The organism is Psychrobacter sp. Pi2-1, assembly GCF_904846645.1.
GTDB lineage: Bacteria > Pseudomonadota > Gammaproteobacteria > Pseudomonadales > Moraxellaceae > Psychrobacter.
In genome coordinates, this window is record NZ_CAJHBO010000011.1 from 57,602 (window position 1) to 82,507 (window position 24,906).

Annotated in this window: 20 protein-coding genes; 10 read left to right on the top strand and 10 right to left on the bottom strand. The window is 44.6% G+C overall.

Annotated elements, in window-relative coordinates; genetic code table 11:
• Positions 1–7: 7 nt before the first annotated feature.
• Together JMX91_RS07975 and JMX91_RS07980 are read right to left on the bottom strand one after the other, a co-directional pair.
• Complete coding sequence (locus tag JMX91_RS07975; protein WP_201548432.1) at positions 8–2,845, bottom strand: aconitate hydratase; 2,838 nt, start codon at positions 2,843–2,845, stop codon at positions 8–10.
• 297 nt (positions 2,846–3,142) lie between these two features.
• Positions 3,143–4,213 (bottom strand): DUF3025 domain-containing protein, encoded by a 1,071-nt coding sequence (locus JMX91_RS07980; protein ID WP_201548434.1) that lies wholly within the window; start codon positions 4,211–4,213, stop codon positions 3,143–3,145.
• 126 nt (positions 4,214–4,339) lie between these two features.
• Here JMX91_RS07980 and JMX91_RS07985 point away from each other — a divergent pair, with 126 nt between their 5' ends.
• Entirely contained in the window at positions 4,340–5,056 is a 717-nt protein-coding gene (locus JMX91_RS07985) for a metal-dependent hydrolase (RefSeq protein WP_101205981.1), read from the top strand.
• A gap of 59 nt (positions 5,057–5,115) precedes the next feature.
• Positions 5,116–5,691: a YchJ family protein gene (locus tag JMX91_RS07990; protein ID WP_201548436.1), complete on the top strand. Its 576-nt coding sequence runs from the start codon at positions 5,116–5,118 to the stop codon at positions 5,689–5,691.
• A 24-nt stretch (positions 5,692–5,715) separates the two neighbouring features.
• On the opposite strand, the gene JMX91_RS07995 is transcribed toward JMX91_RS07990, so the two are convergent.
• The 3 genes from JMX91_RS07995 to JMX91_RS08005 all read right to left on the bottom strand — a co-directional run bounded on the left by JMX91_RS07995 (position 5,716) and on the right by JMX91_RS08005 (position 8,208).
• Positions 5,716–6,636: a class II glutamine amidotransferase gene (locus tag JMX91_RS07995; RefSeq protein WP_201548438.1), complete on the bottom strand. Its 921-nt coding sequence runs from the start codon at positions 6,634–6,636 to the stop codon at positions 5,716–5,718.
• Positions 6,637–6,966, bottom strand: coding sequence for a hypothetical protein (locus JMX91_RS08000; protein ID WP_227679327.1), 330 nt, complete (start codon positions 6,964–6,966; stop codon positions 6,637–6,639).
• Positions 6,967–7,038: 72 nt separating this feature from the next.
• Complete coding sequence (locus tag JMX91_RS08005; RefSeq protein WP_201548440.1) at positions 7,039–8,208, bottom strand: homoserine kinase; 1,170 nt, start codon at positions 8,206–8,208, stop codon at positions 7,039–7,041.
• Between the two features lie 99 nt (positions 8,209–8,307).
• Between JMX91_RS08005 and JMX91_RS08010 the strand changes: the two genes are divergently transcribed.
• The 8 genes from JMX91_RS08010 to glmS all read left to right on the top strand — a co-directional run bounded on the left by JMX91_RS08010 (position 8,308) and on the right by glmS (position 16,723).
• Positions 8,308–8,877: a hypothetical protein gene (locus JMX91_RS08010; protein ID WP_201548442.1), complete on the top strand. Its 570-nt coding sequence runs from the start codon at positions 8,308–8,310 to the stop codon at positions 8,875–8,877.
• A 76-nt stretch (positions 8,878–8,953) separates the two neighbouring features.
• Positions 8,954–9,736 (top strand): imidazole glycerol phosphate synthase subunit HisF, encoded by a 783-nt coding sequence (hisF, locus tag JMX91_RS08015; protein WP_101205985.1) that lies wholly within the window; start codon positions 8,954–8,956, stop codon positions 9,734–9,736.
• Between the two features lie 185 nt (positions 9,737–9,921).
• Positions 9,922–10,443 carry a 6,7-dimethyl-8-ribityllumazine synthase gene (ribE, locus tag JMX91_RS08020; protein ID WP_075106501.1) on the top strand — a complete coding sequence of 174 codons (522 nt, stop codon included), beginning with the start codon at positions 9,922–9,924 and terminating at the stop codon, positions 10,441–10,443.
• A 215-nt stretch (positions 10,444–10,658) separates the two neighbouring features.
• Complete coding sequence (nusB, locus tag JMX91_RS08025) at positions 10,659–11,501, top strand: transcription antitermination factor NusB (protein WP_227679328.1); 843 nt, start codon at positions 10,659–10,661, stop codon at positions 11,499–11,501.
• Between the two features lie 8 nt (positions 11,502–11,509).
• Positions 11,510–12,541 carry a thiamine-phosphate kinase gene (gene thiL, locus JMX91_RS08030; RefSeq protein WP_201548444.1) on the top strand — a complete coding sequence of 344 codons (1,032 nt, stop codon included), beginning with the start codon at positions 11,510–11,512 and terminating at the stop codon, positions 12,539–12,541.
• 3 nt (positions 12,542–12,544) lie between these two features.
• Complete coding sequence (locus JMX91_RS08035) at positions 12,545–13,150, top strand: phosphatidylglycerophosphatase A (RefSeq protein ID WP_201548446.1); 606 nt, start codon at positions 12,545–12,547, stop codon at positions 13,148–13,150.
• 169 nt (positions 13,151–13,319) lie between these two features.
• A complete protein-coding gene (gene glmU / locus JMX91_RS08040) occupies positions 13,320–14,696 on the top strand; it encodes a bifunctional UDP-N-acetylglucosamine diphosphorylase/glucosamine-1-phosphate N-acetyltransferase GlmU (RefSeq protein ID WP_201548448.1) in 1,377 nt (458 codons plus the stop codon).
• 182 nt (positions 14,697–14,878) lie between these two features.
• A complete protein-coding gene (gene glmS / locus JMX91_RS08045; RefSeq protein WP_201548450.1) occupies positions 14,879–16,723 on the top strand; it encodes a glutamine--fructose-6-phosphate transaminase (isomerizing) in 1,845 nt (614 codons plus the stop codon).
• Between the two features lie 305 nt (positions 16,724–17,028).
• Here the strand turns inward: glmS and ahr are convergent, their stop codons facing one another.
• The 5 genes from ahr to JMX91_RS08070 all read right to left on the bottom strand — a co-directional run bounded on the left by ahr (position 17,029) and on the right by JMX91_RS08070 (position 24,497).
• Entirely contained in the window at positions 17,029–18,030 is a 1,002-nt protein-coding gene (gene ahr, locus JMX91_RS08050) for an NADPH-dependent aldehyde reductase Ahr (protein WP_227679329.1), read from the bottom strand.
• 268 nt (positions 18,031–18,298) lie between these two features.
• Positions 18,299–19,234 carry a DMT family transporter gene (locus tag JMX91_RS08055; RefSeq protein ID WP_201548452.1) on the bottom strand — a complete coding sequence of 312 codons (936 nt, stop codon included), beginning with the start codon at positions 19,232–19,234 and terminating at the stop codon, positions 18,299–18,301.
• Positions 19,235–19,323: 89 nt separating this feature from the next.
• Positions 19,324–20,034: an AraC family transcriptional regulator gene (locus JMX91_RS08060; protein ID WP_201548453.1), complete on the bottom strand. Its 711-nt coding sequence runs from the start codon at positions 20,032–20,034 to the stop codon at positions 19,324–19,326.
• An 84-nt stretch (positions 20,035–20,118) separates the two neighbouring features.
• Positions 20,119–23,208: an efflux RND transporter permease subunit gene (locus tag JMX91_RS08065; RefSeq protein WP_201548455.1), complete on the bottom strand. Its 3,090-nt coding sequence runs from the start codon at positions 23,206–23,208 to the stop codon at positions 20,119–20,121.
• Complete coding sequence (locus tag JMX91_RS08070) at positions 23,205–24,497, bottom strand: efflux RND transporter periplasmic adaptor subunit (RefSeq protein WP_201548456.1); 1,293 nt, start codon at positions 24,495–24,497, stop codon at positions 23,205–23,207. Before JMX91_RS08070 ends, JMX91_RS08065 begins: the two co-directional genes overlap by 4 nt.
• Positions 24,498–24,906: the final 409 nt, after the last annotated feature.

Sequence of the window (24,906 nt, forward strand, 5' to 3'; positions counted from 1 at the left end):
CTAATTGCTAGCCTGCTTCTTTGCTCTCAGCAGCCAATTGACGTAGTACATAGTGTAATACGCCGCCATGACGCACATACTCGCGCTCTTTTGGCGTTTGTAGACCGACATTTACCTCAAAGGTTTCTGCCGTTCCGTCAGCACGTGTAGCCGTGACAGTGGCGGTTTTACTCTCGCCATTGTCCAGACCTGTGATGCTAAGCACTTCAGAACCATCTAGTTTGTAGGTTTCTGCATTTTGACCATCTTTGAATGTCAATGGCAATACACCCATACCGACAAGGTTTGAGCGGTGAATACGCTCAAACGAGCTGGTCAACACGGCTTTTACACCTAGCAAAATAGTACCTTTAGCTGCCCAATCACGGCTCGAGCCTGAGCCATACTCTGACCCGCCCAATACCACGAGCGGACGCTTATCTTCTTTATACTTCATCGCTGCGTTATAGATAGGCATTTCTTCTCCATCTTGTAGCGTAGCTCTGTCGTCTTTGAAGTAATAAGTGTAGCCGCCCTCTTTGCCACCCATCATTGTGTTTTTGATACGGATGTTGGCAAAGGTACCACGAGTCATGACTGCATCATTACCACGGCGCGAGCCATAGCTGTTGAAGTCTGCTTCCATCACACCGCGCTCTTGCAAGTACTTACCTGCTGGTGAGTCTGGATCGATATTACCTGCTGGTGAGATATGATCGGTGGTGATTGAGTCACCAAACAGACCTAAAATACGCGCGCCTTCGATATCAGGGATACCTTCTGGCTCCATAGTCATACCATCAAAGAACGGTGGGTTTTTAATATACGTTGACCCTTCATCCCATGGATACAATTGGCTATCCGCTGAACTAATTGCGTTCCACGCGGCACTACCATCAAACACTTCGCCATAGTTCTTGCGGAACATATCAGCATCAATATTGTTGGCAATTAACTCGTTGATCTCTTCTGAAGTTGGCCAGATGTCTTTTAAATAAACATCATTGCCATCTTGATCCTGTCCTAGTGGATGAGTGGTCAGATCGATATCGACAGTGCCTGCCAATGCATAGGCAACGACCAATGGTGGTGAGGCTAAGTAACTGGCTTTGACATGCGAGTGAATCCGACCTTCAAAGTTACGGTTACCAGACAGTACCGCTGCCGCGACCAAATCATTTTCTTCAATGCCTTTTTCGATCTCTTCTGACAATGGTCCTGAGTTACCGATACATGTCGTACACCCATACCCTACTAGATAGAAGCCTGTTTTTTCTAGCTCATCCATCAGATGGGTTTTTTCTAAATAGTCGGTGACCACTTTAGAACCGGGTGCGAGCGATGTCTTAACCCAAGGCTTGGCTTTGAGACCTTTTGCAGCCGCTTTTTTGGCCACTAGACCTGCACCAATCATTACCGCTGGATTGGAAGTATTGGTACAAGAAGTAATGGCGGCAATAACTACCGATCCGTCTCGTAGCTTGTGTTGTTTGTCATCGATGCTGACATTTGAAAAGACATTGTTTGCTGGCGCATAACCTGCGTTATCATCACTGGTATCAACTTCGATATTCGGTTCAGCCGCCAAGTGTTCAGCTTGCTCTTGCTCGCCGCCTTCTTGGTCAAAGCGTATTTTGCCTTCTACTTCTGACTTGCGATCTTTGGTCATTCTCTCTAACGTTTCGCCAAACTTCTCATGCATATCAGATAAATTGATACGCTGCTGTGGCAAGTTTGGACCAGCTAGTGCTGGCTGTACTGACGATAGATCTAGTTCTAACTTACTTGAATAAGTCGCCGCAGGTGTATCGGCGTCGTGCCATAAGCCTTGCGCCTTAGCATACTTTTCAACCAGCTCAATCTGCTCTTCGTCACGACCAGAGAGACGCAAGTAATCAATCGCCATTTGGTCAATTGGAAAAATACCACAAGTCGCACCGTACTCTGGTGACATATTGGCAATAGTAGCGCGGTCCGCTAACGGCATGCTATGTAAGCCTTCGCCATAAAACTCAACGAACTTACCAACTACGCCATGTGCACGCAGCATTTCAACGACACGTAGTACCAAATCGGTCGCCGTGACGCCTTCGGTTAGCTTACCTTTTAGCTCAAAGCCGACCACTTGCGGAATCAGCATCGAGGACGGTTGACCTAGCATCGCGGCTTCAGCTTCAATACCGCCCACACCCCAACCAAGCACACCGATACCATTAATCATCGTAGTATGGCTATCTGTACCAAATACTGTATCTGGATAAGCCGTCAGCTCGCCATCAACGTCCGCTGCCATCACGACACGAGCTAAATACTCAAGGTTAACCTGATGCACGATACCTGTCGCTGGCGGTACCACGACGAAGTTTTCAAAAGCTTGCTTGCCCCAATGCAAAAACTCATAGCGCTCATTGTTACGCTTAAATTCAATTTTTTCGTTCAAATCTAGCGCATCTTCGCGGCCATAAGCATCGACCTGTACAGAGTGATCGACGACTAGCTCACTAGGGATAAACGGATTGATCTGCTCAGCCTTTCCGCCAAGCTCGACCACTGCATCACGCATCGCCGCCAAATCGACTACTGAAGGTACACCAGTGAAATCCTGCAATACCACACGCGCTGGCATAAAGGCGATTTCTTTTGACGCTTCAGCGCCTGCATCCCAGTTGGCAACCGCTTCGATATGGTTTTTGCCAACCGACTGGCCACCGTCTTCGTTACGCAATAGGTTTTCTAGTACCACTTTCATACAAAATGGTAGTGTCTTGATATGCTCATAAGTTTCAGTCAGCTTTGGCAGGCTGTAGTAGGCATGTTCCTTGCCAGCAACCGAAAGGGTGTCTTTTACATCAAAAATATCACTCATGATAGCTTCCTTATCGTTGTTATAAATCCTGGACATAAATTATTATAAGTCTATGTATGACTAGTGGCTCAATAAATGATTGATCTGTCTTGAATCAATATCGCAGTTTCGCAAAACTGTCTGATAGAAGTCAGTGTTAACAAAAGAGATAATCATATCTATAGTGATTAACAGAAACTTCCTTTTACCATAACAAACATACAAGGCTTTGTTAACGTCTGGACGTTGTCGAATCGTGGCACAATCGTAAACGTAACAACGGTTTAGCGAGCTATTCTCAAGCAATCCTCTTCCTATTTATTTTTTGTCTTTTTTACGTCGTCCACTGCGGAACACGTAGCTGTCCTCATAGAAGTCAGTATCTGCATTTTCTGCCCAAAAATGCGGCACCCCTAAAATCGGTAGCGGCGCAAGCTGGCGCGGTTTGACGTCATCATTTGATAATAATGTGTCCATGTATTCGGCAACTTTGTCATCCAAATAGCGCATACGTTCAGCTAACGATAAGGTAAAGAATTCTTGTGCAACGTGAATGACAATGCTGTGAGCGCATAGAGGTTTGCGTGGGTGTACCAACTGCTCAAGCAGGGCATGCCCAAAGATATAAACTGCGGCTTGAGCGCTGTTATCAGGCTGGGTTGGGTTATCCCATTTAGCACGTGGTTTCACCAAACTTGCCTGCCAGTCAAAACTAACCAACGCCTCACCGATACTAGCATCAGAAGTCACCAGCACGGCGCCATTCTCATCAAAGACAGTAATAGTGTCACGCACACGTCCTCGTCGCTCATTGATGCCTTGCTTGGCAATCTCTAGCATATGATAGTAATTGAGCATAGCCTTAGTCTTTGGGAAGGTCAGCCAAATACTGCCATTAAACAAATCATGCAAGTTGTCCCGCGTCGGAATATTGCCGCTCGTCCCGATAAAATGCTCGTAAGCTTCGCCATCGGGCAATGCATTTTGAGAGACGAATTGTAGCGTCTGAGATTTGTGGTCATGAGCTGGTTTGGTATGTGGTAACGGCTGTTGCAAATGTTCAGCCTGCTGCAGCATCGCCGTTTTTAAGACTTTGGCAATCGTGTCAGGCGTATTGATGTCAGAAGCATTTATATCGTGTCTATTTGGACTTTTCACATTATCCAAACCTTTTGAATCATTCGAACCATCCAAGCTATTTCTCTGTGATTTCGAGTGACTAAGGCGCTCAATCGTGTTGCTGATATAACTCAATTGAGTGATATGCGATAACCAAGGCATTTGCCAGTCAATGGTAGCAAAGCTGTGATCAAGCTGACCTTCTACTACAGGTAGCTGCTTAGTATGAGTATCAGAGTTAAGTGTGGCGGGTAAATCATTGGCAGGCATAGAAGCTCTCTCTTACAGGCTATCTCTATTAGACGTATGGGCGGTCTATGGTATCATGGTGCGCTTTTTTACTGCTAGATACGCCGCTCGAAAGGACTTTTTGAGCGCTATGGAAGAATGAGTTTTATGGCAAATTTTAATACCCACTTAAATGTCGCCTTTATGGTCAGCGGCACACTGAGTTTGACGGTTTATAAAGCTGGATTGATTGATGATTCAGGGTTTTTGGTGTGCGTAGCGCTTGGTACTATCGGTGGATTGCTGCCAGACTTAGATTCTGATAATTCAACACCGATTAAGCTCGGTTTTAATATCACCTCGTTTATATTTGCCTTTGGGCTGGTCATGCATTGGCGTAGTGACTTGAGCTTACTGGCATTGATAGTATTGTGGCTAGCAGGCTACGGTTTTATGCGTTACGTGGTTTTTCATATTTTTACTACTATGACGGTGCATCGCGGCGTCATCCACTCTGTGCCGTATATGGCAATACTGGGATTGGGGTTGACGTGCCTAAGTTATTATGGCTTGCACCTACCACTGACGACTAGCTGGTTTTATGGTCTGTTTTTATTTGGTGGCGCGATGGTACATTTGTCATTGGACGAGCTGTATAGCGTCAATTTGTCCAATATGAAAATGAAGCGCTCATCGGGCACGGCGATGAAGTTTTATCAGCCAAAAGACAAATGGTGGTATTTGCTCTTATATACTATCCTTGCGCTACTGGTATATGCCGCCCCGCCTTTTGAAATGTTTTGGTCACGACTAAGTGATCCTTCCGCATGGGCGCAGCTCAAAGTCGGCATATTGCCAGAATTAATAAAAAGCATGCTGCAATAAAGTTATCAAAAGACCATTAAGCCTAAACGAATAAGCCCAAACAAAAATTAGAGTAAAACATGCAATCTTACCCAGATACTTGCCCGTGCCAAATTAATCCAACAGCAGAGACGACAGACGCTCCGCTATCCTATCCAGACTGCTGCCAGCCATATCATGATGCTTTTTATAATAATGAGGTTGATAAAGCAGATGGTATAAAAGCGGAGACAGCCAAACGGCTTATGCGCACGCGCTATAGTGCCTTTGTACTCATAAAACCAGAGTATATCATCAAGACCACAGTGCCTGCTCAGCAAACATTACTTGATGTTGCAGCGATTGAAAGTTGGGCCAAAGAGACAGATTGGGCAGGATTAGAGATTGTAGAGCACACGCCAAAACTGGGTAAACGTCATGCACAGGTTGAGTTTAAGGCTTATTTTAAAAGCTCTGAGGAAACAATAAGTGGTTTAGAAGAAAAAATACAGGCGCATCATGAGTTGTCCACCTTCGTAAAGGTAAAAAGCAAAGCTAATCAAGATGCACGTTGGTACTTCTTAGATCCGACGGTTGCGATGACTGTGAGCCAAAAGCAACCGTGTATTTGTGGGTCGGGTGAAAAGTTTAAACGGTGTTGTGGGGGTTATATTTAAACAACATTAGATATCTATTAACCGCTAAACACTCGCCCCAACCGCGCGTGCAATTGCAATACCTTCATCAACGGTCAAAAATTTACGCTGGCTTGGGCTGTCTTTATAAATGACGTCACCATCTTGAAAGATTAAGCATTCATTGACGGCGAGCTGCTGCCATTTTTCATTTTCAGTCAATGGCACGGTGACTAGAATAGTAACTTTATCCGTATCTGTAGTCACATCACCAAAGTTAATCGCCATATCATCATCAGCGAGTTTCGCTTCACCAAATGGCGCTTTACGCGTGAGATAAAACAGCAAGCTACCTGCATAAGCCAGTTGCCACCTGCCATTCGATATTAAGCAGTTAAACAACCCATTGGCGGACAGATAACGACATTGCGTGGTCAAAAAATTAAACAACGTTTTGTCATCAGGACGCGACTTAAAGCTGCTTTTTAGACGATTGACCAAATAACAGAATGCCATTTCTGAGTCAGTATTGCCGACTGGCTGACAGTGTGAGGCATTGCCGTTGTCTTGTAGGCGCTGACAGCGTTTGATAAATTCGCTATTCATCTGCCCATTGTGCGCAAATACCCACTGCTCGCCCCATACTTCACGGACAAAGGGATGCGTGTTTGCCAAACAATTCTGCCCTTGCGTCGCTTTACGAATATGCGCGATGACATTCATAGCTTTGATTGGATAATTATTGACCAAGTCAGCGACTGGCGACAGATGGCTTGGACGATTGTCATGAAACAGACGCAGACCCGTTGAGTCATTTGCCGTCTCATCGTTGGTTTTGTCATTATTGCTGCATTCGCTGCGCTCAAAAAAGGCAATACCAAAGCCATCTTCATGACTGTCCGTCATGCCGCCGCGCTTGCGAAATCCTGCAAAACTAAAGCCAATATCCGTTGGGGTATTGCAGTTCATTCCTAAGAGTTGACACATTTAATCATTACCGCCGTTATTGTCGTCTATTATCGAGTTACCTTGAGTAGGATTGTTTTGAGCAGCAGATAGCGCATCAAAATCAGCATCACTCATCTCATCAAGCAAAGCGGCACCATCAGTTGGGATGGTATCCAAAATGCGCTGAGCTTCTGCCAGATCGGTACTTTCTACCCAGAGAACGATACCCGAGTTCATACCGGGGATAGCGCTGAGCGGCTGCAAGGACACGGTAATGCCGTTATTACGTAGTAGGTTGGCGTGTAGCTCACCTTGCATATTGGTATCGTAGCGCGCCAGTTTGTGCCAGTTATCAACTTGGTCGGTCATGGGGTCGCCTCTAAGTTTTCGGTACTAAAATTAGTACTAACATTGGTACTAGAATAAATGAATAGGCAATGCTTAAGACAATTGATCTAGCGTATATTCTTTGATTGCGAACTCACTACTATTTAATGTTTCCTGCGCTTGTTCGGCTTGCATGATACTGCTAAACACGCCGACTATTTGATTGTCTGGTTTGGTTGATAGTACAAATACGGTATTTTGCGACTTTTCAACATGCGCCCAATGGTAAGCGGCCAAACGTTTCATCAAGTCAGGGTTTTTGACCATGATGTTATCACCCGTACGACCTTCAGTGCGATTGTAGTGAATCACATTTAAGCGTAATAACCAGAAAATCACCGCTGCCTTTGCCAGCATCACAGGGAGTGCGCGTTTTTCATCACTGTTTAGCGGACGTATCGATTCATAACCTTGTAAGAACGCTGCCATTTTACTACGATCAAAGTTAACGGATTCGCCTTGTTCCGCAACGCCCCATGTGGTACAAAAATCATTGATAGTAATGGCAATATCCATCACGTAATGCTCAACGCTTACCTCGGTAAAGTCTAGTAGACCCGTCAAACGCGCTTCGCCCTTTTGTAGATTCCATAAGGTATTGTCGGCAAACATATCTAAATGACACAGACCTTTTGGCAAAGTGGTCAGTGGCAATTCTGAATAAGCGCGCCAGATATCGCTCATCAGCTTGGCTTCGTCACCTGGCATAAACTGCATTTCACGGTCGCGCACATCTGCCCATGGATACAAAGGCACGCCGTATTGCTCGCTTGGTTGTAGTGCTTGTAGCGTTTCATGCAGCATGGCTAATGCCGCGCCAATGTCATGACACATCGCTTGCGTGGTTTGCTCAGGATGTGAGCCTGCTAGGCATGGTACTAGCGTAATCGCTTTGTCTTCATAATGGATGACATAGCGTTTATCATCGATGTCGCCATCCGCCTGAGCACTATTTGATTCAATAACGGCTAGCGGCGCAGCGACTGGTAACTTGCCATTTAACTGATTGAGGATAACGGCCATTTTTTCGATATCAGCGGGCGGACGTTCTTCAAATAAAGTGAATACATAAGAGTACGTGCCGTCTACATCGTCAGTCGTTTGAATAAACCAGTTTGAGTTTTTAATGCCTTGAGTGATCGGAATCGCGCGGGCAAACGACACGCCAAAGCTTTGGCAGAAGGCAGCAAACTGGTCATCGGTTAACTGGGTATAGACGGACATGACATCTCACTTATCGTAATTAAAGAGTAAATAAAAGTATATTTTAGCTTATTATAACTAAATTCAACCTGCATTGGCTTCTAAGGAATGTGGATTTAAGTGGAACAAATAGTAATGAATAAATTTATTATGTTTTGGGACTGTTTAGGAATTAATTCTGGACAAATCCAAGTTGTCTTGAACTTGATTGTGATTGTACTAGCAACTATCGCTGCATTATATGCGAAAAAACAAATAGCAATCGCTCTGCAACTGAGAGAAGATGAAATACGGCTATCAAGGCATAGACTAACCGTCTCAATTTTAGATTTAGCCTATAGCTGTAAAAAGGACATCTTCAAGCTAAGAAAAGACTTTGATAATTTTGAAATAGAGTTTAGCAAATTATTGCAAAGTAGAGGTTTTAAGCTAGACGATCCGATGCCAGAATTTGACTATACATTCAGAGAGTGGCTTAAGTTTCCTACCGAAACTTTAAGTCGTATAGAAAAAACAAATAGGGATCTAGTCGCTAAACTACATACTAATAATGGTAACTCAGATTTGAGTCTACATGAACTTGAAACTATTCTTATACAACTTATGGATATTGCTTCCTCATTAGAAAATAGCAAACAAGGCATTATCGAAAGGATTGAAGAAATACGAACCTCATATAATACGATATAGCTCAAAAAACCTGCCTGAAATAGCAGTGATTTTGCTAGACTAGCGCCTATGAATTGATTATAAGGTGAAAGACCCTATGTTAGCAAAGCGTATCATTCCTTGCTTGGACGTTGACAATGGCCGCGTGGTCAAAGGCGTACAATTTGTCGATATAAAAGACGCAGGCGATCCTGTCGAAGTGGCCAAACGTTACAACGAACAAGGCGCTGATGAGATTACTTTTTTGGATATTACTGCGACCAATGATGAGCGCGATACCACTTATCATACTGTTGAGCGCATGGCAGAAACGGTATTCGTTCCGCTGACCGTTGGCGGTGGCGTACGTAAAATCGCTGATATCCGCAATTTACTCAATGCTGGCGCGGATAAAGTCGCCATCAACTCAGCAGCCGTATTTACGCCGGAGTTCGTTGGTGAAGCCGCACAGAAATTTGGCAACCAGTGTATCGTCGTTGCCATCGATGCCAAACGTGTCGCTGATATCAACGTCGATGGTATTGTTGTGCCACGTTGGGAGATTTTTACTCATGGTGGCCGTAAGCCAACGGGTATCGATGCCGTTGCTTGGGCGAGCAAAATGGCAGAGCTGGGCGCTGGTGAATTACTAGTCACCTCGATGGACGGTGATGGCACCAAAAAAGGCTATGATTTGGCGCTGATGCAGCAAATTACGAGCCGCGTTAATGTACCAGTTATCGCCTCAGGCGGCGTTGGTAACCTGCAACATTTAGCAGAAGGTGTACTAGAAGGCGGCGTAGATGCCGTACTTGCCGCCAGTATTTTTCACTTCGGTGAGTACACCGTGTTGGAGGCCAAAGAATATATGGCAGCACAAGGAATACAGATGCGTCTTTAGCACGCTCGTAATATACAAATAAAACCTAAAAAAATGCTATCATAGCGCTAACCATTTATTTTCGTTCAATTAACTAGGGCAACGCCAAAATAATAGGCGACCGAGTTGATTGAACGCATTAGACTATTTAGCTATTTATTGACGCCTATATTTCAATTGAACGCTTATTAAGCGAAGGATTTTTTATGTCGAATTTACAACAGCAGCGCAACGACGTGACTCATATCGATGGTAACCTACATCAAAACGCTGATGCTCGCATTGGTATCGTTGTTGGTCGTTTTAACGGTTTTGTCGTTGAGTCATTGGTTGATGGTGCAATCGATGCCCTACTCCGTCATGGCGTACTGGGTAGCAACATTACTGTTATTCGTGTACCTGGCGCATTTGAGCTACCACTTGTCGCCCAACGTGCTGCTGAATCAGATCGTTTTGACGCGATTGTGGCACTGGGTGCAATCATCCGTGGCAGCACGCCACATTTTGATATTGTAGCTAGCGAATCTGCCAAAGGTTTGAGCGCTGTTGCAATGGATTATAATATCCCTGTTGCTAACGGTATCATCACTACTGACAGCATCGAGCAAGCCATCGAGCGCTCTGGTACTAAAGCTGGCAACAAAGGCTCTGAAGCTGCGATGGTCGTACTAGAAATGATCGCTGTTTTGTCACAGCTAGATATTGATGACAGCATCGATGAAGCATAAGCTTTGAAGCTCAAATTTATTAGTTTAACTGGTGCGCTATTTAGTAATAACAGCACCTCATAGCACTAGCCAGCTATCAAAACAATTGGCTACTTTTTGAATTTTCGCCGTATTTCTATACCCTTTGAAATTTAGAATAAGCATAGCTAAAAAGCTACTTTGTTAATTTATATTTTGACTGGGTATCATCTCAAGAATTTAGGTACAGACCCCCTATGACTGACCAACTCAAGCGCGCTATTAGCGCTGCGAAAACCGTACAAGCCAATGATGGACAAGCTGAAGCTACTCGTATAGCGAGCAGTAGTGCGGGTGATCAAACATTCGATATGAGTGAGTCTTCTTACAAGACCAGTCACACTGCTATTCGTAAGGCACGTCGCTTTGCGATGCAAGGCCTATACGAATGGCTCGTCACTGATCGCCGCTTTGATGTAGATGGCAAGCTTGGCTGGAAAGCCAATGCTCCGCACGATATTGCTGCTCGCACGCGTGCAACCAATGCCATGCATACCGTCCATATCGGTTATTATCATGAAATGATGCGCGACATCCCAGAGCAAATTGAAGCTCTCGATGCGCTTATCAGTCAGCATCTCGATCGTGAGGTTGATAAGCTAGATACTGTTGAGCACGCTATCTTGTTGATTGGCGCGTATGAGCTACAAAACCGTGTAGAGATTCCTTACAAGGTCGTGCTCGATGAAGCGATGAAGCTAAATAATCACTTTGGGGCGACTGATGCTCACAAATTGATCAATGCGGTACTGGATAAAATGGCTAGTGAGCTGCGTGCTTTAGAGGTACAAGCAGATACCAATGCCAATCTACGTACGTCACAAAAAGCGGCAGCTAAACAGTCTGAAGCAAATCCAGTCGATAGCATCGAAACTGCTGCTGAAACGGAAAGCGCGATCGTCGATGAACCGACTGCATCAAACAAGCCGCGTATCAGTGCTAACAAAGCCAACGTTAAACGCAGTAGTGCCAGTAAAGCCAGTGCAAATATCAGTGACTTTAAGGCGAGCAAGAAAAACGCTAACGATACCAAAGACTAAGACTAACCATGAACGAGTTTGAGCTGATTGAGCGTATATTCTCACAGATGCAGGCCACGGATGCACCATTAACTGGTATCGAAAAAGGTATTGGTGACGACGCGGCTGTGATGGCATTGCCAGCAGGATCACGCTTGGTTAGCTGTATTGATACACTGGTTCAAGGTCGTCACTTTCATGCTGATTGGCAAAGAGTTGACGAGTTAGCATTTGCGATTGGCTATAAAGCCGTGGCGGTTAATGTCTCAGATATCGCTGCTATGGGTGCGACGCCGCATAGCATTATGCTAGCGCTGGCATTACCTGAACGTCTAGCAAATCACGCATGGCTCACTGAGTTTGCCAAAGGGCTGTTTCATGCTTGCCAGCTGTTTGGCGTGACGCTGATAGGTGGTGACACCACGCGCAGTGAGCGTTTAGTACTTAGTATCAGCGCACAAGGGTTGCTCGCCGCAGATACACCAGCCATTTATCGCTCAGGTGCACAAGTTGGTGATAAGGTTTATGTCTCAGGCACACTTGGTGATGCTGCTTTTGCCTTGCAGCATCCTGACAGCGCACAAGGTATCGAGTTAGCGCATCGTCTACATATGCCAACGCCGCGTATTGCACTAGGTGCAGCATTGGCAAAGATGGGTGCAACAGCGATGATAGACATCTCCGACGGTCTTTATCAAGATCTTGGTCATATCTGTCAGCAAAGCTCTGTAGGTATGCGCATCCATTTAGACAAGCTACCGAGTAGCGAGTCATTGTCTACTGTCGATTTGTCTGATCGCTTATTAGGTCAGCTAGCGGGAGGCGATGATTATGAACTGGCATTTACTTTGCCTGCTCATATCAAACCGCCTATAGGCAACACACCTGTCACTTGTATCGGCGAGGTAATTGTACTAGCAGATCCTATAGCGATAGATACCAAGTCTTCTAATAACTCACGTCTTGAACTGCTTTATCAAAATCAGCCAGTGACGCCAACTCAGCCCGCACCGTTTTTAACGTGGCCCAATCTTACTGGTTACCAACACTTTACAGGCTAATCCATGACTGATCACGACTTATCTAAGCCTGACATCCGTAAAGCGAATGACTGCCCACCATTACCGGTTGGTGCTAATATGCTTGACCATGTGGTCTATTGGCTTGGTATCGGTTTAGGTAGTGGTCTGCCGCGCCGTGCACCTGGCACTTGGGGTACTGTTGGTGGGCTGATTGTGGGCGTGCCCCTCATGAGTCTAGGTTTTATTCCTTTTTTACTGCTGACTATTTTATCTTGTTTGGTTGGTATCTGGATCTGTGGGCGTACTTCTGAATTAATGCAGGTGCACGATGATCCACATATTGTGTGGGATGAATGGGCAGGCATGTGGATTACCTTATTACCGTTATCTTACATTTTGTCTTATTTATTTCCTAAGCCTGAAAACACATTGTCGTTAATGATGATGCCTATGTTTTGGGGCTGGCTACCGACCGCCTTTATCCTATTTCGCGTATTTGATATCTTAAAGCCGCCACCGATTGGCTGGGCAGACAAAAAAGTTGCTGGCGGTCTTGGGGTAATGTTAGATGATATTATTGCAGGCATCATGGCAGCGGTCATTTGGTTGGTTATTTACGTCATTGTGATGATGTTCATGTCTTTTTGATATTAGCGCACAGAAATATTTACTACAGTTTTAGCTATCTTATATATTTGATTTTACTTACTTAAGTTATTGGTATTCAAATTACAAAGCCTGCACATCACAGCGTTTTTATAAATGAACATTTGCGCTATAATCCAATCTTATATTTTGTTACATTTGCGAGCCTATTATGACATCTCCTCTTTCTGTAATTATTTTAGCTGCCGGTAAAGGCACACGTATGCAATCAGCAAAGCCAAAGGTATTGCAGACCTTGGCTGGGAAGTCTTTATTAGGTCATGTGCTAGATACTTGTCATCAGCTCACTGTTGATGAAACCATCATTGTTCATGGCTTTGGTGGTGATCAAGTAAAATCGGAGATTACCAATCAATATACACAAGCATCGATTACTTGGGTTGCTCAAACTGAGCAATTGGGAACTGGCCATGCGGTCAAAGTGACATTATCTGATTTACCTAAGTCAGGACAAAGTCTCATTCTTTACGGTGATGTACCATTGGTCAGCTGTGAGACACTAGCAGCATTAAAAACTGCCAATACTGATGGCATGTCTATGCTGACGCTGACAGTCGATAATCCATTTGGCTTGGGTCGTATTAAACGCGACCAAGCAGGTAATATTGAAGCCATCGTTGAACAAAAAGATGCTGATGCTGAAGAGCAAAGTATTAAAGAAATTAACAGCGGTATTTACTGTGTTGACAATGCTCTATTGCACAAATATTTGCCTGAGCTCTCTAACGACAATGCACAGCAAGAATATTATCTGACGGATATCGTTAAAATGGCAGTCGCCGATGGTATTACTATCGCGGCGATTGAACCTGAGCATACGTTTGAGATTGAAGGAGTTAATAATCGTCAACAGCTTGCTAGTCTAGAGCGCTCTTGGCAGCGCAAACTAGTTGCTGACTTACAAGAAGCTGGCGTACAGTTCGCCGACCCTACTCGTGTCGATATTCGTGGTACGTTGACCGCTGGTCAAGATGTGTTTATTGACGTTAATGTGGTATTTGAAGGTGACTGTACCTTAGGTGACAACGTCTATATCGAAGCAGGCTGTGTTATTAAAAATGCCAAGATTGGTAATGCCTGCTATATTAAACCGTATTGCGTGATCGATCGCGCTGATATTGGTGCTGGTGTTGATATTGGGCCTTTTGCGCACTTGCGTCCTGATACCGTACTATCTGATAACAGCAAAGTTGGTAACTTTGTCGAAATTAAAAAATCGACTATTGGTCAAGGCAGTAAAGTAAATCACTTAAGCTATGTCGGTGATGCAACTGTCGGTACAGGCGTTAATATTGGTGCTGGTGTTATTACCTGTAATTATGACGGTGCCAATAAATCGCAAACCATCATTGAAGACAATGCGTTTATCGGCTCCAATGCTAGCTTAGTCGCGCCAGTGACGATTGGCGATACAGCTACCGTTGCCGCTGGATCTGTGATTACCAAAGACGTTGATCGTAGTGCCTTAGCGTTTGGCCGTGCGCGTCAGATACAAAAAAATGACTTTCAACGACCCACTAAAAAATAATTGCTCATTGGTGGTTTAGCCAACCTCAGTCATTTTTGGATAAACCTAAGCAGTACGGCAACCTTTGTGGTGCTGCTTCATTATATTTATCTGTTGATGACTCATCATTAATGTCCGACCAAATTATTTGATCTTGCAACATTATATATTGAACTACTAAAATTTGAATCTAAGGAATAGCCATGTGTGGAATTGTAGGCGCCGTTGCTGAGCGAAATATCGCTAATATCTTACTTGAAGGCCTAAAGCGTTTAGAATATCGCGGCTATGACTCAGCTGGCCTGACGGTTATTCGTGATGGTGAACTACACCGTGAGCGTCAAGTAGGTAAAGTACAGGCACTGGTCAATGCCGTCGCTATCAATCCAGAGTTTTTTGATGGTCATATCGGTATTGCTCATACGCGCTGGGCAACTCATGGTGAGCCAGCACAGCGTAATGCGCACCCACACGTATCAGGCAAAATTGCGGTCGTGCACAATGGTATCGTCGAAAACTACGCTGAGCTGAAAGAAGAGTTAATAGCCAAAGGCTACGTATTTACTTCACAGACAGATACTGAAGTTGTGGCGCATCTAATCCATGATATCTACAAAAAGACACCTGACTTATTAGAAGCGGTCCGCACCATTATCCCGTTATTGCACGGTGCTTTTGCATTGGGTATCGTCCACGTAGATTGCCCTGATGAGCTCATTACTGTACGTCTAGGCTCACCTTTAGTGATTGGTGTCGGTATCGGTGAGAACTTTATCGCATCAGATCAGTTGGCATTGCTGCCGGTGACTAACCGCTTTATGTACCTAGAAGAAGGTGATATCGCCAAATTAACTCGTAATAACATTCAAGTTTATGCAGATGGTGTTGAAGTCCAACGTCAGATACATGAAATTGATGCCACCCAGCACAATGCCGATAAAGGCGAGTTCAAACATTATATGCTCAAAGAAATTTACGAGCAGCCAGATGCCGTCGCTCGTACGATCGAGATGGCTTTGGATAATGGTGAAACCACCAAACTACGCGACGATTTTTTACAGCGTCATGAGACACTGTTATCAGGTGTTCGTCATGTACAAGTCATTGCTTGTGGTACCAGTTATCACGCCGGTATGGTCGCAAAATACTGGTTTGAGAGCCTTATTCGTATACCTTGTTCCGTCGAGGTTGCCAGCGAATTCCGCTATCGCAATCCTGTCGTTGTCGATAATACTTTGGTCATCTGTATTTCTCAATCTGGTGAAACGGCCGACACCTTATCAGCGTTACGTGATATCCAGAAGCAAACACCAGCAGGCTTAGTCAGCTTGGCATTATGTAATGTACCGACGTCATCGCTGGTACGCGAAACAGACATTTTCTTGCCAACATTGGCAGGGCCTGAGATTGGCGTCGCCTCTACCAAAGCATTTACCACTCAGCTTGTGGCTTTGATACTATTGATATTAAAAGTTGGCGTCACGCAGCAGCGCATGACTGACGAACAGTTAAATACGTTATTAAGTGAGTTACATCAATTACCAGGACAACTCTACGCCAGCTTAAACCTTGATGCTCATATCAAGACCATGAGTGAAAGCTTTGAAGATAAGAAGAGCTGTCTATTCTTAGGTCGCGGGTTACAGTTCCCGATTGCGCTAGAAGGCGCGTTAAAGCTAAAAGAAATTTCTTACATTCATGCAGAAGGTTATGCGGCAGGTGAACTCAAACACGGTCCATTAGCATTGGTCGATAAAGACATGCCAATCGTCGTACTAGCGCCCAAAGACAGTATGTTTGATAAGTTAAAAGCCAACATGCAAGAAGTGCATGCACGCCATGGCGAGCTATTTGTCTTCGCTAGCGAAGCCAGTCAAATGGTCGCTGAAGATAGACTGCACTTAGTATATGTGCCCGATGTTTGCGAGACGCTTGCCCCTATCGTCTACAGCGTGCCTATGCAGCTGTTGTCATACCATGTAGCAGTACTGCGTGGCACAGATGTCGACCAGCCACGCAATTTGGCAAAATCAGTCACGGTAGAATAAACAAAGTTACTCTACGACAGCTCTGAAAAAGATAAGTATTTACCCCTGCTACTGTAAACTCAGTAGCAGGGGTTTTTTACGATTTTAAAACGACCTACTAGCAGTTTAGAAAAAAGCAGTAAGAACTACATCTGTAAAGAATCAAATAAAAATACTTAGACCCAATTCCAAATAATCCGCATATTTTAAAAGCTGGTCAAAAGTAGAATTTCGATATAAAAAAATAGTGACACTCTATCTATTAATTAGAGTATCACTATTATTGCGCTTATTTGGTGGCTACATTTAGTTGCCTCTAACGACGTTTAGTCTCTTTCTAGCACCACTCTATAGCGAGCATTACCACTCTCTAATCGCTCAAATGCTTCATTAATCTCAGACATTTTATACGTTTCAGTGACTGGCTGAATATTATGGCGCGCAGCAAAATCTAGCATTTTGCGTAGCGTCGCTGGTGAGCCAACTGGCGAGCCTGATAGACTATTCTGAGCCATAATCATTGGTGCAGCCGATATTTCTAATGGCGCTTCTAACAGTCCAACAAAATGCAGCTTACCTTTTGGTCTTAGCGTCTTGATCACAACATCCCAGTTCATATCAACGTTCACTGTTGAGATGATTAAATCAAAAGAACCTGCGGCTTTTTCAATTTCGCTATCATCTCTTGAGTTTAGTGAATGGTGAGCGCCCATCTCTTTTGCTTCTTCCATTTTCGATTCACTGGTAAATGCCGTCACTTCACAGCCCCACGCATTGGCAAACTGCAATGCCAAATGACCCAAACCACCAATACCGATTACAGCCACTCTAGAAGTTGGTTTGATGTCATACTGCATAAGTGGGTTGAACACTGTGATACCGCCACATAGCAGTGGTCCTACCGCGTTAAAATCAAGCCCTTCAGGTATCTTGATGACGCTAGTATCTTTTGCGCGTACTTTATCTGCGAAGCCGCCGTGGTTACCAATGATCGTACCTTCTTGCTCAGGGCATAGATTGTGGTCTCCATCGATACATAGATCACAAACGTTACAGTATCCTTTATGCCAACCAAGTCCGACTTTATCGCCCAACTCTAGATGCTTGACGTGCTTGCCCTTATTGAGGACTTTCCCTGCAACCTCATGCCCACCGACAAACGGATATTGAGTCATACCCCATTCATTTTGCCACATCGATAAATCACTGTGGCAGATACCGCAGCTATGTACTTCGATTTCTACTTCGTGATCGCCTAGAGCACCTGGGTCATACTCATAAGGCTCAAATTTGCCACCTTTCTCTTGTGCTGCATATGCGTTAATCATAGTTATTCCTTATTTTCTAGTTTTTTTGAAAGATTAGTTCGTAGAGATTGGTTTATAGCTCTAGCAGCTATTAATATGTTAGTAAAATTAAAATAGTGCTATAAGATATGAATAATTTCTTCAATTAATTTGGTTGGACAGACTATAGCAAAGACTGACCCAACTAATCCATTCAACTTACCAGTTTTAGACTAACGACATACAAAGAGTCATACTTAGCAGGCGGTAACTCATCAAAAGACTGCTTATCGTCAGAAATATTGCTTGGTTACTTATATAGTGCACGCCTTCCTCGATAACCTGTCAGTTTTGGCGTCTTTATTACCTGCAGTAAAAGACAGATTATCATGAGTGACATTCCTAGCCAGCCGATAGGAGAGAATGTTTCACCGATTATGATGATAGCCAATATAGTGGCTACAATAGGTTCTAATAACGTAATAAGCGTGGCTTTGCTCGCCTCAATCACTCTCAACGCTTGGCCAAAGAGCAAATAACCAAAGAACATCGGCGCAATTGCCAGATATAGTGCAACGCTTATATGTTTTGCATCCAAAAACAGGTTTCCCCCTGTCAATAATAATGATGGCAACAATAAGATTGCCGACAGACCAAACATACTGGCCATCGCTGATTTCGAGTTTACCCCGTTCTCTATCATCTGACGTGCTGTCCATGAGTATGTGGCATAGGTCAATCCTGCAACTAATCCTAATAAAATGCCTAATATTCGATTATTTGCTTGTGCGTTTACATCTAAATATTGGGTTTTCCCTAAAGTCAGCAAAATAACGCCAACCACACCAAATATAAAACTTACCACCCATCGACTAGTGACTCTTTTATTGCTAATCAGACGCTCCATGATAATAGTAAAAAATGGTGCGCTAGCAATTGAGATTACTGTACCAATAGCGACACCTGCCAATCTCATAGAGGAATAAAAAGCTAAAGGATAGATAGCAACACATAGGCTACCAATGAACAAGAGACTGGGTTTAGAAAGTAGTTTCTGTCTATCGCTTAATAAATTATTCTTAGCATTCAATACTAGCAATACACCGCCTATCCCCATCGAAAACGCACCAACGGCTAATGGACTAACGTCAGGTATAAAAGCAGACGCTGTACCTGTCGTTCCCCAAAGGACACTGGCAGCTATCACACATAAAATAGCACTTAGACTAGATTTATTCTGCAGCATAGTAGCTACCTCTGACGTTATAATGAATAACATTATTATAGAGAGTTACAGAATATAATTTTTGCAGATTAGACGGTTTGCATGTCTGGTTAGACGTGTTTTAATTTGGAAGGGGCAATACCGAAATATTTAGAAAAGCGGCGGCTAAAAGCGCTAACATCCGTATAACCAACCAGTTCGGCTATGATAGTGATAGGTGAATCAGTATGTAGTAATAAAGCTTGCGCCTTTTGCATCCTGATCTTTGTGATGTACTCAGTGACAGTTTGGTTTGTTTGCAATTTGAAGTTCTTTTTGAACTGCGTAGCACTGAGACAAGAGATATCCGCCAACACTTCGACAGAAAGGTTTTTAGCAAAATTGTGGTGAATATATGCGACGACTGCTCTAATTCGAGCATCATATTGCACAAATAGATTTTGTTGTTCTAGAAGCTTATAAAAGGTATCAAACATCAGTCTCTCGACTTCAGGATTGATTTGATACCTTAACTGACTCTCTGAAAACTCCAAAAATGCCAACAATGGCGAACTTATAGAAAAGACAATTTGTGATGAATGAAGCACATTTTCTGGTAATAAGTCTGTATCCACAACGATAAACTTTGCATTCTCCTCAGCGCTAAAGTAGTGCTTTTCATTTGCCTTGACCACAACACATTCGCTCGGGATAACTTTTCCAGTATAGCTCCCAACTTCGATATTGATTGCCCCTCGCAAAGGCAAAACAATCTGATGAAAGTCATGAGAATGTCCTTTAATCTGACGAGTGTATGACCTAATTGAGAGCGCGTTAATCATACAGCGTTTTCCAGATTGCTATTATTGTGTCGTGTTTTGGCTCATTAGTTGGTTAGCTATTTGGCACTCTATGAGAAGTAGCTATTAGAGGTCACTAGGTTTACCATGTGGAGCTAGCCATTTAGCAAACCATCCAGATAGATCATCCATCAAAGTATAGACGACAGGAATAACAACCAAGCTCAATAGCGTAGAGGTTACCAGACCACCCAGTACCGCTGCTGCCATCGGTCGCCTGAAGGTAGGATCTGCATCGCCCCAACCAAATACTAGAGGCAACATACCTGCACCCATCGCAATGGTCGTCATGATAATAGGCCGTGCACGCTTGCGACATGCATCTACGATAGCCTCAAAACGTGCCAGCCCACGTCGCTGGGCAATCAACGCGTAATCGACCAGCAGGATTGAGTTTTTGGTCGCAATACCCATTAGCATAATAAAGCCAATCATCGAAGGCATCGATAAGCTACTATTGGTAATAACCAAGCCAACAAACGCCCCACCGATCGATAGAGGTAGTGCCATCAGAATGGTAAAAGGCTGTAACAAACGCCCGAACAGTAAAATCAGTACGCCTAAAATACAAACCACACCGACGGACATCGCAATGATAAAGCCACTAAAGAGGTCTGCCATGTTTTCAGCTTGGCCCTGATCGATGATGGTAATCGAAGGCGGCAATTGTTGCATGGTCGGCACTGCTTTGACCGCTTGTACCAAATCGCCAAGCTCGCCACTCGCAGGCTGTACCGTGATACTAATAGCACGCTCTCGATCCAGTCTGCTAATCTGCGCAGGTCCAGTGCCAAAGTCTAGCGTAGCAACCTCACCGACGCGCACGCCTTGACCTGCAGGCATAGTACTCGGCACGTACAAACCTTCTAGTTGGCTAACATTTTGCTTAGCCACGTCAGGTAAACGTACGACGATTGGTACTTGGCGCGTATCAAGATTAAGCTTGGACAATTGCTGCTCGTAGTCGCCTACAGTCGCCACACGTAAAGTTGTAGCGATATCTTGCGTCGTGACCCCTTTATCCGCCATTGCTAACCTATCTGGCGTTACTGTTAGCTCTTGACGAGGCAAACTGCGATCACTGGTCACAGCGCCTGCACTTGGCAGCCCTCGAATCTCAGACATGATTTTTTGTGCAGTTTGTTCAAGCAGTTGCGGGTTGGTACTGGTTAATGAAAAGTTATAACCGCTCTCACCACCACTCGATAGCCCGACTGTAAACCGTGCTCCTGGCACTTCTGTCATTAGCTTACTAATTTTGCGCTCTATCTCTTGCTTGGTGCCTCGTTCTGCACGCGGAGCAAGCACGATATCCAAACCGGCAATGTTTTCAGCCTTACCGCCGCCACCATCTGACGCACCCATCGACGCCTGCGCCTCTCCCACTGAGGTAAAGATATTGGTCACCTCAGGCATGGCCAAGATACGTGCACTTGCTAACGCCGCCACGCGCTCAGTATCTGCCAACGACACGTCAGGTGTCAGCTCAATAGCCACTCGAGTTTGATCGATATCATTATCAGGGATAAATGACGTGGGTAGCAACTTAACCAAAGCTAATGAGGCTACAAATAAAACAAGCGTTGCACCCATGGTCAACCAACGATGATGTAGGGTCCAAGACACAATCTTAAGATAGTACTTCATCATCGCGCTTTGTTTTTCGACGTGCTTTTTCTCAGGTCGCAAGATATAAGCTGCCATCATAGGGGTAATCAGGCGAGCCACCATCAGCGAGGCAAAAATTGATAAGGCAGCCGTCCAACCAAACTGACGGAAAAACTGTCCAACGATACCGCCCATAAAGGCCGTTGGTAAAAACACCGCAATCAAAGTAAAAGTAGTCGCGACAACGGCCAGACCGATTTCATCAGCGGCTTCCATCGCCGCTTCATAAGGCGTCTTACCCATGCGTAGATGACGTATGATGTTTTCGACTTCAACAATTGCATCATCGACCAGCACCCCAATGACCAATGATAATGCCAGTAGTGAGATGATATTCAGACTAAAGCCAAACAGATACATACCCAAAAAGGTTGGAATCACTGATAACGGCAAAGCAACCGCGGCAACGATAGTCGCTCGAATATTGCGCAAAAACAGAAAGACTACCACTACAGCCAACAAACCACCCTCGATGAGCATTCTTAATGAGGCTTCATAATCCTCTGCAATGGGTGTGGCTCGGTCATAGACTTTTTCAATACTGATATTACCGACATCAGCAGTCAGCTTGGCAAGCTCCTCATCGACCAGATCCATCACGTCGACCTCACTGGCACCGCGCGATCGAGTAATGTTAAATGCCACCACTGTTTGACCGTCCAGCTTAGCAATTGAGCTTGGATCTGCTGCGCCATCAGTGATTTTTGCCATCCGACCTAAAGCCTGTGTCCCACCTGTAGGGACAGCCACTTGCAAATCGTTTAGCTCATTTGCTCGCTCAACGGCACCGAGAACACGGATGGTCTGAGTCGTATTGCCAACTTCCGCCTCCCCACCAGAACTGTCTTGCTGGATACCAGCGATTTGCTGCGATAATTGTGAAATAGAAAACTTTAGACCACTTAACGCAATTGGGTCAGCAGCAACCGTGATTTCACGCTGCAACCCGCCAACACGGCTCACGGTACTAACGCCTGGTATGTCTGATAGCCGCTTGGTAACGGTATCATCGACAAACCACGATAGATCTTCCACGCTCATATTCTCAGCAGCGACAGAGTAAGTAACCACTGGAAACCCAGCGGTAGATACTTTGGTAATAATAGGATCGTTAGCCGCAGCTGGAAGATCACCACGTACTTCGCCGACTGCTGACCGCACATCGTCTACCGCTTCTTGAATGTCTTTTTCTAAGGTAAATTCGGTGGCAATGGTCGCCGCACCTGTCTGTAGCGTGGTGCGAATATGACTCACGCCTTCGATACTGGTCAGTTTGTTTTCAATCTTTTTGGCAATATCGTTTTCGAGCTGTGAAGGCGCAGCACCCGGTAGCGTCACCGTAACCACTACGGCTGGTAAGTCTATATCCGGAAACTGCTGGACTTTCATTTTCATGAAACCGTAAATACCGCCCAACGTTAGCAGCACAAACAGCAAGATAGCAACGAGCGGATTTTTAATCGAATAAGCGGAGACGTTTAAGCTCATGGCTGTGCCTGCGCTGGCTTACTGGTTTGAGTTACACCATTAACAACGCGCACTAGGTCACCATCATTTAAGAAGCTACCGCCCTGTTTTACGATACGACTGTCACTTGGCAAGGGCTCTAGCACTGCTACACTATCGCCCAATCGCTCACCCAATGTGACTCGCTGCTGCTTGATACGTCCCATCGATCGATCGTCTCGAGTAGTCGACTCGGTAACGAGCATCACATAATCATAACCATCATTACTGACCACTGCGCTATTAGGAATCGTTTGCGTACTGGTACTTCCTAATAGGAATTCGCCTGTTTGATACATGCCTGCACGTATCTTTGAGTTGGCAGCTAGGCTGGCATAAATCGTAATCTGACGGTTGTTGTCTGCGGTGGGTGCGATGCGGTTTACTTGCCCCATCACTGTATCACCACCCGGTAGACTGACTTGTACAGGCGTACCGACGTTTATATCACCGACAAGCTTAGGATCTACATCTGCTCGCCATTCCAAAACCCCGCCTTTGATAATCGTAAATAGCGGATCCCCGCCTGTCACCTGCCCAACTTCTACCATTTTTTCACTGATAATACCGCTGACAGGAGCGACGACTTTTGCGTTCTCTAATGTCAAACGCTGATTGCTCAAACGAGCTTTGGATGCTTGCAAAGAAGCTCTGGCACGAACTTCCGAAGTACGGTAACGATCGGCTTCTTGCTTGCTGATGGCATCGATATCGATCAATGGCAGCACACGTGCAGCGTCAGCGCTAGCATTGGCAAGAGTGGCTTCCGCTTCTGCGACATCTGCTTGCGCTTGTAGCACTTGCTGCTCCATAGCATCGGTGTCGAACACGGCTAAGACTTGACCCGCTCTGACGCGGTCGCCTTCTTCGACCAAAATACGCTCGATAGCCACACCATTGACTTTTGCACTGACATTCGCAGTATCTTTAGCATTGATAGTTCCATCGGCACTGAGCTTGCTACCGATATCATCTTGGCTTGGACTGACTGTTTCTACTGAGAGTACTGATTGCTCAATACTGGCATCGCTACCAGTTGCCTGATCGTTTGCGACAGAATTAGAAGTTGCTGACTCATCTACAGCCGCACTACCATTATTGCCCCAATACTTGCCAAGCAGTACTCCAATCACTAGTACGGCTGCCAATACGGGCCACAACCATATTGGTGGTTTTGCAGGTGGCCTTTTAGATACAGTGTCAGTTTGACGATACGGCGGCAACTCAGATTCAGCTGACGGCTTAGAATGGGTTTCTTCAAAATCGCTCATGATAACTCTCTGTAGGTACAGTCAATATTGAAATACTCGATATAGAATGACTAAAAATATCAATCATTCACAGCAATAATAAAAAGTGGCACGCAATCGAAGCAATGTTTGGATAGCCTGATATAGGGCTATGAGCGTTACTTACAGAGAGTATTACGATGTTCTCTAAAGCACTGTTTATTATTATAATAGTCCATCAAATTATCGAGAATAGCATATATTTAGTCATCATCTTATTTTTATATATAGGGTCTAGCGTTCATAAATTTAATTGAAACTTAGACCGAATACATGTGCAATGTTCAAGGCATATCGACCAATTTAAAGAAATAAGAGCGCGTGTAGTCAATCGCTGAATATCTGATGTATTCAACGACTGACTATGGATTGAGGATTGTCTATAAATAAC

What these genes read in the sequence shown, in the direction of transcription:
- hisF (WP_101205985.1), top strand. Translation starts at nt 8,954, where the DNA reads ATGTTAGCAAAGCGTATCATTCCTTGCTTGGACGTTGACAATGGCCGC.
- JMX91_RS07980 (WP_201548434.1), bottom strand. Translation starts at nt 4,213, where the DNA reads ATGCCTGCCAATGATTTACCCGCCACACTTAACTCTGATACTCATACT.
- JMX91_RS07995 (WP_201548438.1), bottom strand. Translation starts at nt 6,636, where the DNA reads ATGTGTCAACTCTTAGGAATGAACTGCAATACCCCAACGGATATTGGC.
- JMX91_RS07990 (WP_201548436.1), top strand. Translation starts at nt 5,116, where the DNA reads ATGCAATCTTACCCAGATACTTGCCCGTGCCAAATTAATCCAACAGCA.
- JMX91_RS08060 (WP_201548453.1), bottom strand. Translation starts at nt 20,034, where the DNA reads ATGATTAACGCGCTCTCAATTAGGTCATACACTCGTCAGATTAAAGGA.
- JMX91_RS07975 (WP_201548432.1), bottom strand. Translation starts at nt 2,845, where the DNA reads ATGAGTGATATTTTTGATGTAAAAGACACCCTTTCGGTTGCTGGCAAG.
- glmU (WP_201548448.1), top strand. Translation starts at nt 13,320, where the DNA reads ATGACATCTCCTCTTTCTGTAATTATTTTAGCTGCCGGTAAAGGCACA.
- JMX91_RS08035 (WP_201548446.1), top strand. Translation starts at nt 12,545, where the DNA reads ATGACTGATCACGACTTATCTAAGCCTGACATCCGTAAAGCGAATGAC.
- JMX91_RS07985 (WP_101205981.1), top strand. Translation starts at nt 4,340, where the DNA reads ATGGCAAATTTTAATACCCACTTAAATGTCGCCTTTATGGTCAGCGGC.
- JMX91_RS08055 (WP_201548452.1), bottom strand. Translation starts at nt 19,234, where the DNA reads ATGCTGCAGAATAAATCTAGTCTAAGTGCTATTTTATGTGTGATAGCT.
- nusB (WP_227679328.1), top strand. Translation starts at nt 10,659, where the DNA reads ATGACTGACCAACTCAAGCGCGCTATTAGCGCTGCGAAAACCGTACAA.
- JMX91_RS08065 (WP_201548455.1), bottom strand. Translation starts at nt 23,208, where the DNA reads ATGAGCTTAAACGTCTCCGCTTATTCGATTAAAAATCCGCTCGTTGCT.
- glmS (WP_201548450.1), top strand. Translation starts at nt 14,879, where the DNA reads ATGTGTGGAATTGTAGGCGCCGTTGCTGAGCGAAATATCGCTAATATC.
- ribE (WP_075106501.1), top strand. Translation starts at nt 9,922, where the DNA reads ATGTCGAATTTACAACAGCAGCGCAACGACGTGACTCATATCGATGGT.
- ahr (WP_227679329.1), bottom strand. Translation starts at nt 18,030, where the DNA reads ATGATTAACGCATATGCAGCACAAGAGAAAGGTGGCAAATTTGAGCCT.
- JMX91_RS08070 (WP_201548456.1), bottom strand. Translation starts at nt 24,497, where the DNA reads ATGAGCGATTTTGAAGAAACCCATTCTAAGCCGTCAGCTGAATCTGAG.
- JMX91_RS08005 (WP_201548440.1), bottom strand. Translation starts at nt 8,208, where the DNA reads ATGTCCGTCTATACCCAGTTAACCGATGACCAGTTTGCTGCCTTCTGC.
- JMX91_RS08000 (WP_227679327.1), bottom strand. Translation starts at nt 6,966, where the DNA reads ATGACCGACCAAGTTGATAACTGGCACAAACTGGCGCGCTACGATACC.
- thiL (WP_201548444.1), top strand. Translation starts at nt 11,510, where the DNA reads ATGAACGAGTTTGAGCTGATTGAGCGTATATTCTCACAGATGCAGGCC.